Origin of the sequence: Rosenbergiella sp. YN46 (genome assembly GCF_036620675.1) — a bacterium.
In the GTDB taxonomy this organism is placed as follows: Bacteria; Pseudomonadota; Gammaproteobacteria; order Enterobacterales; family Enterobacteriaceae; genus Jejubacter.
The window spans coordinates 43,254-58,396 of the sequence record NZ_JAZHEE010000027.1; the positions used below are offsets into that span (position 1 = coordinate 43,254).

Below are 15,143 nucleotides of genomic sequence, written 5' to 3' on the forward strand. Positions count from 1 at the left end.
TAAATACCTTTTTCAGTATCCGCTATCGTTAGCGCCTGATAAGCGGTTGGACTTTATTATCAATAGCTTCCCTCGCCCTGAAAATACGGGAACGCACGGTTCCAACAGGGCAATCCATGATGGCGGCTATCTCCTCGTAGCTCAGTCCATCCAACTCCCGTAGCGTGATAGCCATGCGTAAATCTTCCGGGAGTGACTCGATAGTACGAAAAACTATCTGCCGTAGTTCTTCTGACAACATTAAGTTCTCAGGGTTCGATATTTCTTTCAACGCACCGCCGCTTTCGAAATTTTCCGCGTCGTTTGCATCCACGTCGCTGGAAGGCGGGCGCCGCCCCTGAGCCACCAGGTAATTCTTCGCCGTGTTTACCGCAATGCGGTAAAGCCACGTATAAAACGCACTATCTCCCCGGAAAGAATCCAGGGCTCGCCATGCCTTGACGAATGATTCCTGTACCACGTCCGGCACGTCCCCCGACGGAACGTAACGGGAGACCAGATTCGCCACTTTATGTTGATAGCGTACCACCAGCAGGTTAAACGCCTGCTGATCGTTTTTCTGCGCTCTCCCGACCAGAACCTGATCCGTTAGCTGCTCGCTCATCCGAGGTAATGTCTCCTCAAACTAAATTCCCACGCGTAATCGAAATGCCACCCGAACTCTGCACCGTGAGCAAGCAGAGGATATAGAGTGCCGGTTATCCAATTAGTTCCCTTGATACACTGCATCATTCAGCCTGCCTCTTTGAATGATTGAGTGTAACCACTGTAGTTCTGCAGTTTTCGCGAATCAGGGTTATCAATCGTTCTCATTTCGCGATGTTAAGCGTAACGCACCAAAATGAACCAGCGCTAAACAAACATCAGCAGAGTATCTCATGCATCACCTTTTTTCATCCTTAAATCCCGGGATGCCTTACTCAAACGGCATCAGACAATCACGTGTTTATTTTACATAACAAAAAAGAAAAAAACGTGGGCATGTTCAGCTTCCGGTGCTATTCTTGCGCAAATATCGTTTAGTAAATTAAACAAAGCATCATGAACCACGCCAATGACCTCTCCTGTGACGTACTGATTATCGGCAGCGGCGCTGCGGGCCTTAGCCTTGCCTTGCGTCTGGCCGAACATTCCCGGGTAGTCGTTCTGAGCAAAGGCCCGGTCAGCGAAGGCTCGACCTTTTATGCTCAGGGCGGAATCGCCGCTGTGTTTGATGAAGATGACAGCATTGACGCTCATGTCGACGATACCTTAATCGCCGGCGCCGGTATCTGCGATCCCGAAGCGGTACGTTTCGTTGCCAGTCACGCCCGGGAATGCGTGCAGTGGCTCATCGATAACGGCGTCGCTTTCGATACAGAGCCTCGCCCTAACGGCGAGCGGGAGTATCATCTGACCCGCGAAGGGGGGCACAGCCACCGCCGGATCCTGCACGCGGCGGACGCCACGGGGAAAGAGGTGGAAAATACCCTGGTCGGCAAGGCGCTCAACCACCCCAGGATTCAGATTCTCGAGCATTATCATGCAGTGGATATCATCCTGTCTGATAAGTGCGCAATGGACGGCCCACGGCGTGCGGTCGGCGCCTGGATCTGGAATCAGCAGGCCGACAGGGTGGAGACCTGCCAGGCCAGAAGCGTGGTACTGGCGACCGGTGGCGCGGCTAAGGTGTATCAGTATACCACTAACCCGGATGTTGCCTCCGGCGACGGTATTGCCATGGCCTGGCGCGCGGGCTGCCGGGTGGCGAATCTCGAATTTAACCAGTTTCATCCCACCGCGCTCTACCACCCGCTGGCGCGCAATTTTCTGCTAACGGAGGCCCTGCGCGGCGAAGGCGCCTGGCTCACTCGTCCGGACGGCTCTCGCTTTATGCCAGAAATCGATCCCCGTGCCGAACTGGCACCCCGCGATATCGTAGCCCGGGCTATCGATCATGAAATGAAACGCCTGGGCGTGGACTGCATGTATCTGGATATCAGCCACAAACCAGCGGAGTTTGTGCGCCAGCACTTTCCCACTATCGCTGAAAAACTTAACGCGCTGGGCATTGATTTAACCCGCGATCCGGTGCCCGTTGTGCCAGCGGCGCACTACACCTGCGGCGGCGTGGTGGTGGATACCCATGGACGAACCGATGTCGACGGGCTGTGGGCTATCGGCGAAGTCAGCTATACCGGCCTGCACGGTGCCAATCGTATGGCGTCGAATTCCCTGCTGGAATGTCTGGTTTATGGCTGGTCGGCCGCGCAGGATATCACACGCCAGCTGCCGAACCTTCCCCTGCCCGCGACGCTGCCCGACTGGGATGAAAGTCAGGTGATAGATGCCGATGAACAGGTGGTGATTCAGCACAACTGGCATGAGTTACGGCTGTGCATGTGGGACTACGTAGGAATTGTTCGCACCACCAAACGACTGGAGCGCGCCCTGCGCCGTATCCGTATGCTGCAGCAGGAGATCGACGAATACTACGCCAATTTCCGGGTCTCCGGCGATCTGCTGGAACTGCGCAACCTCACCCAGGTGGCCGAACTGATGGTACGCTGCGCACTGGCGCGTAAGGAGAGCCGCGGGCTGCACTATACGCTCGACTATCCCCAGCCGCTGGCGGAGTCCGGCCCAACGCTGCTCGTACCGTCAGCTACATAAACAGATAAAAATCCTGGGTCAGTCCACACCAGGCTTGCGAGTAATTATGATGGGCATCGCGGATAACGATACGCTCGCTAAAACACTCCCCCGCCCTGGGGGAGAACCCCAGTAATACCCGGTGCGGCGGCCGCATCTCATTTTCCGCGACATCGGTGCGAAAACGGCAGTGCCAGCCCTGCTCCCGGGCGACCACGGTAAAGCGTTCCCCCAGAGATTCCGGCAACACCACGCAGAAAAAGCCCTCTTCGGTAATCAACTGGGCGGCGCAGGATAGCAGCGTCTTGTGATCCAGTTCACTGGTATAGCGCGCCCGCTCTCTGGCCTCACTGGCGCAGGCCACGCCCTGAGGGTAGTAAGGCGGATTGCTGACGATAAGCGAATAGCGCCCGGTCTGCCGCCTGGTCCAGGTCTGAATATCTTCCTGATGCACCTGAATTCTGTCAGACCAGGGCGACGCCGCAATGTTCTCCATCGCCTGAGTCGCGGCATCGGGATCCAACTCTACGGCGTCGATGACGACTTCCGGCCCGGTACGCTGAGCCAGCATCAGCGCCAGCAGGCCGCTACCGGTACCGATATCCAGAATGCTATCAGCCCCGGCCACTGGCGCCCAGGAGCCCAGAAGAATGCCATCCGTTCCTACCTTCATTGCGCAGCGATCGTGCGCGACGAAAAATTGTTTGAAGGTAAATCCATTTTTTGGCAGAACCGCTTTATGTTGAGACATTTTCACCACCAGGAAGAAAGACCGCAGTAGCATAGGTGAAAGCCGCAGCGGGGAAAAGATGGCCGCGGCGGAAAGAGGTCGAACATCGGCGCTATTACGTCTATAATCGGCGCCCCACACAGAGGTAGACCATGACCGTAACCACTTTTTCCGAACTCGAACTTGACGAAAGCCTGCTGGACGCGCTGGAGGAGAAGGGTTTTTCCCGCCCCACGGCAATTCAGGCAGCCGCTATTCCGCCGGCGCTGGACGGCCGCGACGTCCTCGGCTCCGCCCCGACGGGTACCGGTAAAACTGCGGCTTACCTGCTGCCCGTGCTACAGCATCTGATCGACTTTCCACGTAAGAAATCGGGGCCACCGCGGGTGCTGATTCTCACGCCAACCCGCGAACTGGCGATGCAGGTTGCCGACCAGGCCCGGGAGCTGGCCGCTCATACCCATCTGGATATCGCCACCATCACCGGCGGCGTTGCCTATATGAACCACGCCGAGGTGTTCAGCGAAAACCAGGATATCGTGGTCGCCACCACCGGCCGTCTGCTTCAGTATATAAAAGAAGAGAATTTTGACTGCCGCGCCGTTGAAATGCTGATTCTGGACGAGGCGGACCGGATGCTGGATATGGGCTTTGCCCAGGACATTGAGCATATCTCCGGCGAAACCCGCTGGCGTAACCAGACCATGCTGTTTTCCGCGACCCTGGAAGGCGAAGCCATCGCCGATTTCTCACGGCGCCTGCTGAATGAGCCGGTGGAGGTTTCCGCTAACCCATCCACCCGCGAGCGTAAAAAAATTCATCAGTGGTACTACCGTGCCGATAACATCGAACACAAAACGGCGCTGCTGACCCATATGTTGAAACAGCCGGACGCCAGCCGCTCGATAGTGTTCGTTCGCAAACGCGAACGGGTGCACGAGCTGGTGAAATGGCTGCATGAAGCGGGGATCCAAAGCTGCTGGCTGGAAGGGGAAATGCCCCAGGCAAAGCGCAATGAGGCGATCAAACGTCTGACCGAAGGTCGGGTAGGCGTACTGGTCGCGACCGATGTCGCCGCTCGCGGCATCGATATTCCCGATGTCAGCCACGTATTCAACTTCGATCTGCCGCGTACCGCCGACACCTATCTGCATCGTATCGGCCGTACCGGTCGTGCGGGCCGTAAGGGTACCGCCATTTCGCTGGTGGAAGCGCACGACCACCTGCTGCTTGGCAAAATCAGCCGTTACATCCAGGAGCCGCTTAAAGTTCGGGTGATCGACGAGCTGCGCCCCACCACCCGCGCGCCCAGCGATAAGCTCAAAGGCAAGCCGTCCAAAAAGACCAAACTGAAACGGGAAGAGAAGAAAAAAGAGCAGGACAAGGGGAAGACGCGAGTCAAAAAACGCCATCGCGATACCAAGAATATCGGTAAGCGCCGCAAGCCCAACGCCAGCCGCCCGTCTGAATCCCAGAACGAGAGCAAATAACGCCCTATCCACGCCGGTTCGCCCGGCGTTTTTTTTTGCTTGCTGGCCAGACAAAGAAAAACGCCGCCGGGTTGCCCCGACGGCGTTTACCTGTTCTCTTCAGCCAGTATTACAGGCTTTCAGTGAAGGTACGGGTAATCACGTCGCGCTGCTGTTCCGGCGTCAGCGAATTAAAGCGCACGGCATAACCGGATACGCGAATGGTCAGCTGCGGATATTTTTCCGGGTTCTTAACCGCGTCTTCCAGGGTTTCACGACGCAGTACGTTAACGTTCAGATGCTGGCCGCCTTCTACGCGAACCTGAGGCTGAACTTCCATCGGCACTTCACGGTATTCGATTTCACCCAGCTTGCTTACCGGAACAACTTCATCTTCAGAAAAACCGGCTTTCGCACATACGCAGCGGGCTTCGCCTTTTTCGCTGTCCAGCAGCCAGAATGAGTTCATCAGTGAGTCATTAGCGGCTTTTGTAATCTGGATACCAGTAATCATTTTCGTCTCCCTATAGGCTTCATTATTCGGTGATGCCTGAGCCACCTGTTGGCTCATTGGTAAAACCTTTGTTGCTTTACTGTTCTGTATACCAGTCGGGATGGGGGCATTCTTTGATTTAAATCAATAAAAACCACCCGCTATCTGTGGAGATAAAATCATTTATTTGTTTTACATCAACTTAGCCCCAAAGGGGTACGCAAATATTTTTGTAAATTTTCAACATTTTTTAAGCGAATAGCCTCTGCACTCCGGACTTCATTTTGTGGTGAGGAAAGAAGAGGTTAATCTATGGCAGACAATAATCGCAGGAGAGCGGAATGACAACGAACCTCACCTGGCACGACGTGCTGGCGGATGAAAAGCAACAGCCTTATTTTATTGAAACCCTTAAGACTGTCGCCATTAAGCGGGAGCAGGGCGTGACCATTTACCCACCGCAGAAAGACGTTTTTAACGCCTTTCGCTATACCGAGCTGGGCGATATTAAGGTCGTTATCCTCGGTCAGGATCCCTACCACGGCCCGGGTCAGGCGCACGGTCTCTCCTTTTCCGTTCGTCCCGGTATAGCAACGCCGCCCTCGCTGCAAAATATGTATAAAGAGCTGGAACAGTCCATACCTGGTTTTGTGCGGCCGAATCACGGCTATCTGGAAAGCTGGGCGCGCCAGGGGGTGATGTTGCTGAATACGGTGCTGACCGTCGAAGCCGGAAGAGCGCACTCTCACGCCAGCCTTGGCTGGGAAACCTTCACCGACAAGGTTATCTCCATTATCAACCAGCATCGTGAAGGCGTGGTTTTCCTGCTATGGGGGGCCCATGCCCAGAAGAAAGGTAAAATTATCGATCGCCAGCGCCACTGCGTGCTGCAGGCGCCGCATCCTTCACCGCTTTCAGCCCACCGGGGCTTCTTCGGCTGCGGTCACTTTGTGAAGGCGAATGCGTATCTGGAATCGCGCGGCGAGGCGCCCATTGACTGGACGCCTCGCCTGCCGGAAAGCGAAGCGGAATAGCGGGGGGGCGCCCCCCGCTATTTAGCGGCTGTTCTGACGCCACCAGTTGGAAAGAATCACCCCGGCCGCCACCGAAACGTTCAGGCTTTCGACATTGCCGGTGCCGTCAATGCTGATATTCAGATCGGCGTTCGCAAAGGTGGCGTCGCTAATTCCATCCTGCTCCTGCCCCAGCACCAGAACCATTTTTTCCGGCAGTTCCACCTGTGAAAGCGGCGTGCCTTTATGGCTGGAGGTAGTCACAATACGGTAACCGGCCTGGCGGAACTGTTCCAGCGCGCCGTTAAAGCTCGGCCCGGTGATGGCCTGAACGTGCTCAGCACCGCCTGCGGCGGTGCGCACCGCCGCGCCGGACTCCAGCAGCCCGGCGTCCTGCACCAGAACACCACGTACGCCAAAGTGGGCGCAGCTACGTACGATCCCGCCCAGATTATGGGGGTTGCCTATCTCTTCCAGGGCCAGTACGCACTCCTGGTCAGAGGCCTGTTCGATCCACTGTTCGACCGCCACACCATTGCGCTTTTTAATCAGGAAACAAACGCCGCCATGGTGCTCGGTACCGGAAGCTTTCACCAGTTCAGCATCATCCACCACGTGATAGGCTTTACGATTTGCCGCCATCCAGCGCAGCGCCTCTTTAAAGCGCGGCGTGACGCTCTGTACAAACCAGGCGCGAACGATGGATTCAGGACGGTTCTGGAACAGCGCCTGACAGGCATTTTCGCCATAAACCCGGGTCTCTTCCGCTCGCTGGCGGCGCAGCACTTCAGGATCGATAAAGCTCTTACCGCTGATACCGCCATGATCCGGCGTGGTCGATGCATCGTCGCCCGGTGCCCGGGATACGGTGCGCCATGGTGAACGCTCGCGCTCGCCGCCACGATCGTCGCGCGTGGGACGCCGTTTGCCGCCGGTGGAAACCTTGCTTTTTGCCCCACCTTTCCCGGTGCGGGGATTACGGCCGCGTTTGTCATCATCATCACCGCCGCGGACATACATTACTTTGACCTTGCCGCTTTTACCTTTGAAATCGTCGTCGCTCATTTTTTTCTCCACCAGCTCTGCGCGAAGCGCGCAGATTACCCGAACTGCCCCCGGTTAGCCATTGTCTTTCATCAAAAGCCGACGGCTATTGTACTCATTGAACAAAACGAATTGTGCCGGACGACTTTTTTGCGAATACTGTTTAACATAATTGAAACATTAGTGGCCCCGGCCATTGACTGAACATCTGTACTCTGAGGTTACTATGAATACCGTTTGTACCGCCTGCCAGGCAATTAATCGCGTACCCGATGAACGTACCGGCGATGCGGCGAAGTGCGGACGCTGCGGCCACGCGCTGTTCGATGGCAAGGTAACTCATGCCTCCAGCGCCACGCTGGATACGCTACTGAAGGATTCCCTGCCGGTCGTGGTGGATTTCTGGGCCCCCTGGTGCGGCCCCTGCCACAACTTTGCGCCCGTCTTCGAAGAGGTTGCCGAAGAGCGTAGCGGACAGTTGCGTTTTGTGAAAGTAAATACCGAAGCTGAACCGGAACTAAGCGCCCGATTCCGCATTCGCAGTATCCCCACTATTATGATCTTTAAGCATGGCGAGTTAGTTGATATGCTGAGCGGCGCCATGCCGAAGGCGCCATTCGAAGAGTGGCTGGACGAGAATCTCTGATTCCCGGATGCTTGTTCCACCGCCCCTACTCTGTAAGAATGGCGTTTTCATTATATCCCCCTGACTGAATCGTCCCTGATGACTGAAAACGCCGTTCTTCGCCTGCGCGCCGAGCGCCTGGCGCGGGCGACCCGCCCATTCCTCGCCCGCGGCAACCGGGTTCGCCGCTGCCAGCGCTGTCTGTTACCGCTAAAGCGGTGCCTGTGCAGCGTAATTCAACCACAGGCTGCCCGCAGTCGTTTCTGCCTGGTGATGTACGATACCGAGCCGATGAAGCCCAGCAATACCGGACGGCTGATCGCCGATATTCTACCGGATACTCTCGCTTTTGCATGGTCGCGCACAGCTCCCCCCTCAGAGATGCTCGCGCTGCTGCGCGAACCTCAATGGCAGCCAATGGTGGTCTTCCCCGCTTCTTTCGCTAACGCCGATCGCCAGGTCATCAATACGCCGCCGGATAATGGTAAAACGCCGCTATTTATTATGCTGGATGGCACCTGGTCGGAAGCGCGCAAAATGTTCCGTAAGAGCCCGTGGCTGGATAGCTTTCCGGTGATCTCCGTCGAACTCGATCGCCTGAGCGATTATCGACTGCGTGAAGCCCATGCCCGGGATCATTACTGCACGGCGGAAGTGGCCAGCGCCCTGCTCTCTCTGGCCGGTGACGATGCGGCCGCCCGGGGACTGCAACAGCATTTCGCGCTATTCCGGGAACGTTACCTTGCCGGAAAACCGCATCATCAGTACGCCATCACAGCAACGGAACGGGAAAGCGTTTAAACTCAGGGAAGATTTCCAGGAGGAGAGCGCCATGAGTCAACGCGGGTTAGAGGCCCTGCTACGCCCCAAATCGATCGCCGTGATTGGCGCGTCGAATAAAACGCAGCGCACCGGCTATCTGATGATGCGCAACCTGCTGTCCGGCGGGTTTTCCGGGCCAATACTTCCGGTAACGCCTTCCTGGAAGGCAGTATGCGGCGTGCTGGCCTGGCCGGACGTGGCTAGTCTACCCTTCACCCCCGATCTGGCGGTGATCTGTACCCATGCCCGGCGCAACCTGGAACTGCTGGAAGCGCTGGGACGTAAGGGATGCAAAGCCTGCATTGTGCTCTCCTCCCCGCCGGAACAGCATGCGGAATTGCTGGCCTGCGCTGCCCGCTGGCAGATTCGCCTGCTCGGCCCTAACAGTCTTGGCCTGCTGGCGCCCTGGCAGGGGCTGAACGCCAGCTTCTCGCCTGTGCCTATCCATAAAGGCCGACTGGCCTTTGTGTCTCAGTCCGCTGCGGTTTCCAATACCATTCTCGACTGGGCGCAGCAGCGCCAGCTGGGCTTTGCCTGGTTTATCGCGCTTGGCGACAGCGTGGATATTCACGTCGATGAGCTGCTTGACTTCCTGGCCCGTGACAGTAAAACCAGCGCCATTCTGCTACATCTGGAGCACCTGAACGACGCTCGGCGCTTCGTCTCTGCGGCGCGCAGCGCGTCACGCAATAAACCGATCCTGGTCATTAAAAGCGGCCGCGGCCCCCGGGCCCAGACGCTACTGAAAGCCCAACCGGGGCTGGATGCCGCCTGGGACGCGGCAATCCAGCGCGCCGGTCTGCTGCGGGTGCAGGATACTCACGAACTCTTCTCGGCGGTCGAAACGCTCAGCCATATGCGACCGCTACGCGGCGAGCGGCTGATGATTATCAGTAACGGCGCCGCCCCCGCCGCACTGGCCCTGGATGAACTGGAAGCGCGCAACGGCAAGCTGGCGCAACTGGATGAAGAAACCCTGGCTCGCCTGAATAGCGTGCTGCCCGCAGGCGAAGCCTCCGGCAATCCGCTGGATTTACGCGATGATGCCACTGCAGAACGCTATCTGCAGGTGCTGGAGATTCTGCTGGATACCCGACAGGTCGATGCGCTGATGGTTATCCATGCCCCAAGCGCCGCGGCGCCAGGCACCGAGAGCGCGCGCCAGATTATCGATCTCATTCGCCGCCATCCGCGCGGCAAGAGCGTGACGCTGCTGACCAACTGGTGCGGAGAGTTCTCTTCCCAGGAAGCCCGCCGGTTATTCAGCGATGCCGGTATTCCCACCTACCGCACGCCGGAAGGCACAGTTACCTCGTTTATGCATATGGTGGAATACCGCCGTAACCAGAAGCAGCTACGTGAAACCCCCGCTCTTCCCGCAACGCTGACGGCCGATACACGGGAGGCCCACAGCCTGATTCGCCAGGCGTTGCAGGATGGCGCTACGACGCTGGATACCCACGAAGTACAGCCGATTATGCGCGCCTATGGCCTGGCGACGCTACCGACCTGGATTGCCGGCGACAGCGTAGAAGCGGTGCATATCGCCGGACAGATCGGCTATCCGGTGGCGCTCAAGCTACGCTCGCCAGATATTCCCCATAAATCGGAAGTTCAGGGGGTGATGCTCTATCTGCGAACGCCGGCCGAAGTTCAGCAGGCGGCCGATGCCATCCTCGATCGCGTTCGCCTGACCTGGCCTCAGGCACGGGTTCATGGCCTGCTGGTTCAGAGCATGGCCAACAGGGCCGGCGCCCAGGAATTACGAGTCGTCGTGGAGCAGGATCCGGTATTTGGCCCGCTGATTATGCTGGGTGAAGGCGGCGTCGCCTGGCGGCCGGACCAGCAGGCAGCCGTAGCCCTGCCGCCGCTGAATATGAATCTGGCGCGCTATCTGGTTCTCCAGGCCATTAAACGCCAGAAGATCCGCGGGCGCAGCGCGCTCAGGCCGCTGGATATCGACGGCCTGAGCCGCCTGCTGGTGCAGGTTTCCAACCTGGTGGTGGATTGCCCGCAGATCCGACGCCTCGATATTCATCCCCTGCTCGCTTCCGGCAGCGAATTTACGCTGCTGGATGTCACGCTCCAGCTGGCGGAGTTTCACGGCGACGCCGACAGTCGGCTGGCCATTCGCCCCTATCCTCAACAGCTGGAAGAGCGGGTGGTGATGAAAAACGGCGAACGCTGCCTGTTTCGCCCCATCCTTCCGGAAGATGAACCACTGCTGCAGCGCTTTATCGCTCAGGTGACCAAAGAGGATCTCTACTACCGCTACTTCAGTGAAATCAACGAATTTACTCACGACGATTTAGCCAACATGACCCAGATCGACTACGATCGGGAAATGGCGTTCGTTGCAGTGCGTCGCCAGGGCGACAACGCGGAGATCCTTGGCGTAACCCGGGCTATCTCCGACCCGGATAATATCGATGCCGAGTTTGCGGTATTAATACGATCGGATCTCAAAGGACTGGGGCTGGGTCGAAGACTGCTGGAAAAACTGATCGGTTATACCCGGGATCACGGTTTGCAGCAGCTCAATGGGATTACCATGCCTGGCAATCAGGGAATGATTGCCCTGGCGCGCAAGCTCGGCTTTAAGATAAAAACCGATCTTGAAGACGGAATCGTTAACCTGACGCTGCCGTTGTCCGGTCAGGATGATTCCTGAGCAAGCGGAAATCTTCCCCCACATCGGCGGGCAGTAATGGTATTATCGTCAGCTTCTGTCATCTGCATGGAACAGAAGGCCATCTAATGAATAGAGAAGAAACGCACTGTGATGTTGTCTAAATTTAAACGTAATAAACATCAACAACATCTTGCTCAGCTACCAAAACTTTCTCAGTCTGTTGATGACGTAGAGTTCTTTTATACCCCCGCTGACTTCCGGCAGACGCTGCTCCAGAAGATAGCCAACGCCACCCGGCGCATCTGCGTCGTCGCGCTCTACCTTGAGCAGGACGACGGCGGAAAAGGGGTGCTCTGCGCCCTGTATGAGGCTAAGCGCCGCCGTCCCGAGCTGGAGGTGAGCGTACTGGTGGACTGGCACCGCGCCCAGCGTGGACGCATCGGCGATGCCGCTTCGCAAACCAACGCTGACTGGTACTGTAGCATGGCCCAGGAAAACCCCGACGTCAGCATTCCGGTTTACGGCGTGCCGATCAACACTCGCGAAGCCCTGGGCGTACTCCATTTTAAAGGTTTTATCATTGACGACAGCGTACTTTACAGCGGCGCCAGCCTGAATGATGTTTATCTGCATCAGCACGATAAGTACCGCTACGACCGCTATCATTTGCTCCGCAATTCTCGGCTTGCAGATGTGATGTACGACTGGGTACAAACGCAGCTGGCGAACGGCAGCGCGGTAAACCGGCTGGACAGCAAAGCGCGTCCCAAAAGCCCGGAGATAAAAAACGAGATCCGCCTCTATCGCCAGGCGCTGCGCGATGCACCGCTGCGCTTTAAGGGCGATGCCAGCGACGATCGGCTTTCTGTTACGCCTCTGGTGGGGCTGGGTAAATCCAGCCAGCTGAATAAGGCCATCTATCACCTGATGCCCTGTACCGAGCATAAGCTGACCATCTGCACCCCTTATTTCAACCTGCCGGCCGTGCTGGTACGCAGTATTATTCATCTGCTACGTACCGGGAAACAGGTAGAGATTATTGTCGGCGACAAGACCGCTAACGATTTCTACATTCCCGAAGATCAGCCTTTTAAAATCATCGGCGCCCTGCCTTACCTCTACGAGATCAACCTACGCCGTTTCCTCAGCCGTCTGCAATACTATGTGAATAACGGACAACTGACCGTCCGGCTCTGGAAAGACGAGGACAACAGCTATCATCTGAAAGGGATGTGGGTAGATGATGAATGGATGCTGCTGACGGGTAATAACCTGAATCCCCGTGCCTGGCGGTTGGATCTGGAAAACGCCATACTGATTCACGATCCTCAGCATCAGTTGGCTGCCCGGCGCGAACACGAGCTGTCGCTGATTCGCACCCACACCACTGTCGTACATCACTACCGCGATCTGCAAAGCATCGCAGACTATCCGGTAAAAGTACGCAAGCTGATACGGCGCCTGCGTCGCATCCGTATCGACAGGCTGATCAGCCGTATCCTCTAATGACTACGGGCCCCGTGCCGCGGGGCATTAACGTTCAGGGATAAGCTATGCGTCGCTCCGCTGTCGTCATCGCCACCCTGCTTCTGTCCGGCTGCGGCCACCATATGGCCAATGACAGTTGGGGAGGAGAGGATAAGGCGCAACACTTTATCGCATCCGCGATGCTGGCGGCTGCCGGTGCCGAGTTCGGTCTGCACCAGGGCTACAGTCGGGATCGCAGCACCTCTATTGGTCTGATGTTTTCTGTCTCTGTCGGGGCAGGTAAAGAGTTGTGGGACAGTCGCCCGGCCGGTACCGGCTGGAGCTGGCATGACTTCGCCTGGGATGTAGCCGGTGCGACCACCGGCTACGCCATCTGGCAACTGGCGGGACGTTAGAGCCTCATTCCCTTCCCCTTGCGATGCAGCGTCAGGGAAACCAGGAACGAAACGGCTCCCATTACCGAGACGTACCAGAAGAAGCTGCTCTCGGAGCCCAGCGACTTCAGGGACAACGCCACATATTCCGCAGAGCCGCCGAACAGCGCGTTAGCCACAGCATAAGAGAGCCCTACTCCTAATGCCCGAACCTGGGCCGGAAACATCTCCGCCTTCAGAATGCCGCTAATGGAGGTATAAAAGCTGGCAATCAATAGCGCCAGCATCACCAGGCCAAAAGCCGCAAACGGCGAGCTTACATTTTGCAGCGCCGTCAGAATAGGTACGGTGCCAATTGCCGCCAGCGAGCCGAAACACAGCATTGAGCTACGCCGACCAATCTTGTCGGAAAGGGCCCCAAACAGCGGCTGAACCAGCATGTAGACAAACAGTGCCGCCGTCATCACCACACTGGCGACGGAAGTCTGCATACCGGCGGTATTCACCAGATACTTTTGCATATAAGTAGTAAAGGTGTAGAACACCAGAGAACCACCGGCGGTAAAACCCAGAACCATAATAAACGCGCGCCGGTTGCGCCACAGCCCTTTCAGCGAACCGGCCTCTTTCAGGGCCCGGGTACTCTTTTCCGATGTCTCATTCAGCGAACGACGCAGCCACAGCGCAACCAGCGCCAGTACGGCGCCCAGCGCGAACGGAATACGCCATCCCCACTGGTGCAGCTGATCATCGGTCAGAATTTGCTGCAGCACCACCACGACCAGCAGCGCCATCAGCTGGCCGCCGATTAGCGTCACATACTGGAAAGAGGCATAAAAACCCTTGCGCCCTTCTACCGCGACCTCACTCATATAGGTAGCGCTGGTGCCATACTCACCCCCGACTGAAAGCCCCTGGAACAGGCGCGCCAGCAGTAATAACGCCGGAGCCCAGGTGCCGATCGTCGCGTAGCCCGGCAGACAGGCGATAACCAGAGAACCAAAACACATCATACAGACCGAGATCAGCATTGACGTTTTACGGCCATGTTTGTCGGCGAGCCAGCCAAATAACCAGCCACCTATAGGGCGCATCAGAAAGCCGGCAGCAAAGACACCGGCCGTTTGTAATAGCTGAGTAGTGGGATTTCCGGAGGGGAAAAAGATGTGGGCGAAATAGAGTGAACAAAATGAATAGACGTAAAAATCAAACCATTCGACCAGGTTGCCGGACGAGGCGCCGACAATTGCCCAGACCCGCTTTCGTGTATCACTGGTGGTTAATTCCGTCTTTTGTGTTTCGACGGTTGCTTCAGTCATTGCTTGTTTCTCCTGTCTTCCGGTACGGCTTATAGCCGGTAAAACGCAAAGCATCAGATTGCGCTTAGCGACAGAGTAAATAAAGTGTTAATTATTTGTTGTTTTGTGTTTTTGTGAAGCAGACTGGAATTTTGAAATAACGCAGGAGCCGGGGTACTTTCAGTCGTAAGCTCAGCGCATTACCAGGGGAAGAGGATAAGATTTTCTGTGGTCTGATGCCCTCACCCCGGCCCTCTCCCGCAGGGAGAGGGAGAAAAACGCAAAAAGCCCCGGTCACAGACCGGGGCTCTTCATCTGTTCCTGACGCGCTTCTCACCGACAGGTCACAGACATAAAAAAAAGCCATCCTTACGGATGGCCTTTTCTTTTGTTTGATGCCTGGCAGTTCCCTGGTCCCGCACGGGGCGGGCCACACTGCCACCGGACCTTAATCCGGTATACCTTAATTTGATGCCTGGCAGTTCCCTACTCTCGCATGGGGAGACCCCACACTACCATCGGCG

The 15,143-nt window shown here is 56.8% G+C and carries 14 protein-coding genes; 8 read left to right on the top strand and 6 right to left on the bottom strand.

The window, feature by feature from the left end:
• Nucleotides 1-28: 28 nt before the first annotated feature.
• Together rpoE and rseD are read right to left on the bottom strand one after the other, a co-directional pair.
• On the bottom strand, nt 29-604 hold the full coding sequence (gene rpoE / locus V3W49_RS16885; RefSeq protein WP_154774607.1) for an RNA polymerase sigma factor RpoE: 576 nt from the start codon (nt 602-604) through the stop codon (nt 29-31).
• Nucleotides 601-732, bottom strand: a complete 132-nt coding sequence (gene rseD, locus V3W49_RS16890; protein ID WP_500147033.1) for a rpoE leader peptide RseD — start codon at nt 730-732, stop codon at nt 601-603. The genes rpoE and rseD overlap by 4 nt, the downstream gene beginning before the upstream one ends.
• Nucleotides 733-1,041: 309 nt before the next feature.
• Between rseD and nadB the strand changes: the two genes are divergently transcribed.
• Nucleotides 1,042-2,652: an L-aspartate oxidase gene (nadB, locus tag V3W49_RS16895; protein ID WP_500147034.1), complete on the top strand. Its 1,611-nt coding sequence runs from the start codon at nt 1,042-1,044 to the stop codon at nt 2,650-2,652.
• Here the strand turns inward: nadB and trmN are convergent.
• On the bottom strand, nt 2,645-3,382 hold the full coding sequence (trmN, locus tag V3W49_RS16900; protein ID WP_500147035.1) for a tRNA(1)(Val) (adenine(37)-N(6))-methyltransferase TrmN: 738 nt from the start codon (nt 3,380-3,382) through the stop codon (nt 2,645-2,647). The two genes, nadB and trmN, sit on opposite strands and share 8 nt — an antisense overlap.
• 131 nt (nt 3,383-3,513) lie before the next feature.
• On the opposite strand from trmN, the gene srmB reads away from it, so the two are divergent.
• On the top strand, nt 3,514-4,851 hold the full coding sequence (gene srmB, locus V3W49_RS16905; RefSeq protein WP_500147036.1) for an ATP-dependent RNA helicase SrmB: 1,338 nt from the start codon (nt 3,514-3,516) through the stop codon (nt 4,849-4,851).
• 109 nt (nt 4,852-4,960) lie between these two features.
• On the opposite strand, the gene grcA is transcribed toward srmB, so the two are convergent.
• Nucleotides 4,961-5,344 (bottom strand): autonomous glycyl radical cofactor GrcA, encoded by a 384-nt coding sequence (gene grcA / locus V3W49_RS16910; RefSeq protein WP_500147037.1) that lies wholly within the window; start codon nt 5,342-5,344, stop codon nt 4,961-4,963.
• A gap of 320 nt (nt 5,345-5,664) precedes the next feature.
• Here grcA and ung point away from each other — a divergent pair, with 320 nt between their 5' ends.
• Nucleotides 5,665-6,357: a uracil-DNA glycosylase gene (ung, locus tag V3W49_RS16915; RefSeq protein WP_500147038.1), complete on the top strand. Its 693-nt coding sequence runs from the start codon at nt 5,665-5,667 to the stop codon at nt 6,355-6,357.
• 21 nt (nt 6,358-6,378) lie between these two features.
• Here ung and V3W49_RS16920 read toward each other — a convergent pair whose 3' ends face one another.
• On the bottom strand, nt 6,379-7,401 hold the full coding sequence (locus V3W49_RS16920; RefSeq protein ID WP_500147040.1) for a tRNA/rRNA methyltransferase: 1,023 nt from the start codon (nt 7,399-7,401) through the stop codon (nt 6,379-6,381).
• A gap of 205 nt (nt 7,402-7,606) precedes the next feature.
• On the opposite strand from V3W49_RS16920, the gene trxC reads away from it, so the two are divergent.
• The 5 genes from trxC to V3W49_RS16945 all read left to right on the top strand — a co-directional run bounded on the left by trxC (nt 7,607) and on the right by V3W49_RS16945 (nt 13,342).
• Complete coding sequence (gene trxC, locus V3W49_RS16925; protein WP_500147041.1) at nt 7,607-8,026, top strand: thioredoxin TrxC; 420 nt, start codon at nt 7,607-7,609, stop codon at nt 8,024-8,026.
• A 78-nt stretch (nt 8,027-8,104) separates the two neighbouring features.
• A complete protein-coding gene (locus V3W49_RS16930) occupies nt 8,105-8,806 on the top strand; it encodes a tRNA-uridine aminocarboxypropyltransferase (protein WP_500147042.1) in 702 nt (233 codons plus the stop codon).
• 31 nt (nt 8,807-8,837) lie between these two features.
• The gene (locus V3W49_RS16935) at nt 8,838-11,498 is read left to right on the top strand and encodes a bifunctional acetate--CoA ligase family protein/GNAT family N-acetyltransferase (RefSeq protein ID WP_500147043.1); all 2,661 of its coding nucleotides are present in this window, start codon (nt 8,838-8,840) and stop codon (nt 11,496-11,498) included.
• Nucleotides 11,499-11,609: 111 nt separating this feature from the next.
• Entirely contained in the window at nt 11,610-12,965 is a 1,356-nt protein-coding gene (gene pssA / locus V3W49_RS16940; protein WP_500147053.1) for a CDP-diacylglycerol--serine O-phosphatidyltransferase, read from the top strand.
• A gap of 47 nt (nt 12,966-13,012) precedes the next feature.
• Complete coding sequence (locus tag V3W49_RS16945; RefSeq protein WP_500147044.1) at nt 13,013-13,342, top strand: YfiM family lipoprotein; 330 nt, start codon at nt 13,013-13,015, stop codon at nt 13,340-13,342.
• Here the strand turns inward: V3W49_RS16945 and V3W49_RS16950 are convergent.
• Nucleotides 13,339-14,640, bottom strand: a complete 1,302-nt coding sequence (locus V3W49_RS16950) for an MFS family transporter (RefSeq protein ID WP_500147045.1) — start codon at nt 14,638-14,640, stop codon at nt 13,339-13,341. The two genes, V3W49_RS16945 and V3W49_RS16950, sit on opposite strands and share 4 nt — an antisense overlap.
• Between the last annotated feature and the right edge of the window lie 503 nt (nt 14,641-15,143).

What these genes read in the sequence shown, in the direction of transcription:
- rpoE (WP_154774607.1), bottom strand. Translation starts at nt 604, where the DNA reads ATGAGCGAGCAGCTAACGGATCAGGTTCTGGTCGGGAGAGCGCAGAAA.
- rseD (WP_500147033.1), bottom strand. Translation starts at nt 732, where the DNA reads ATGATGCAGTGTATCAAGGGAACTAATTGGATAACCGGCACTCTATAT.
- nadB (WP_500147034.1), top strand. Translation starts at nt 1,042, where the DNA reads ATGAACCACGCCAATGACCTCTCCTGTGACGTACTGATTATCGGCAGC.
- trmN (WP_500147035.1), bottom strand. Translation starts at nt 3,382, where the DNA reads ATGTCTCAACATAAAGCGGTTCTGCCAAAAAATGGATTTACCTTCAAA.
- srmB (WP_500147036.1), top strand. Translation starts at nt 3,514, where the DNA reads ATGACCGTAACCACTTTTTCCGAACTCGAACTTGACGAAAGCCTGCTG.
- grcA (WP_500147037.1), bottom strand. Translation starts at nt 5,344, where the DNA reads ATGATTACTGGTATCCAGATTACAAAAGCCGCTAATGACTCACTGATG.
- ung (WP_500147038.1), top strand. Translation starts at nt 5,665, where the DNA reads ATGACAACGAACCTCACCTGGCACGACGTGCTGGCGGATGAAAAGCAA.
- V3W49_RS16920 (WP_500147040.1), bottom strand. Translation starts at nt 7,401, where the DNA reads ATGAGCGACGACGATTTCAAAGGTAAAAGCGGCAAGGTCAAAGTAATG.
- trxC (WP_500147041.1), top strand. Translation starts at nt 7,607, where the DNA reads ATGAATACCGTTTGTACCGCCTGCCAGGCAATTAATCGCGTACCCGAT.
- V3W49_RS16930 (WP_500147042.1), top strand. Translation starts at nt 8,105, where the DNA reads ATGACTGAAAACGCCGTTCTTCGCCTGCGCGCCGAGCGCCTGGCGCGG.
- V3W49_RS16935 (WP_500147043.1), top strand. Translation starts at nt 8,838, where the DNA reads ATGAGTCAACGCGGGTTAGAGGCCCTGCTACGCCCCAAATCGATCGCC.
- pssA (WP_500147053.1), top strand. Translation starts at nt 11,610, where the DNA reads ATGTTGTCTAAATTTAAACGTAATAAACATCAACAACATCTTGCTCAG.
- V3W49_RS16945 (WP_500147044.1), top strand. Translation starts at nt 13,013, where the DNA reads ATGCGTCGCTCCGCTGTCGTCATCGCCACCCTGCTTCTGTCCGGCTGC.
- V3W49_RS16950 (WP_500147045.1), bottom strand. Translation starts at nt 14,640, where the DNA reads ATGACTGAAGCAACCGTCGAAACACAAAAGACGGAATTAACCACCAGT.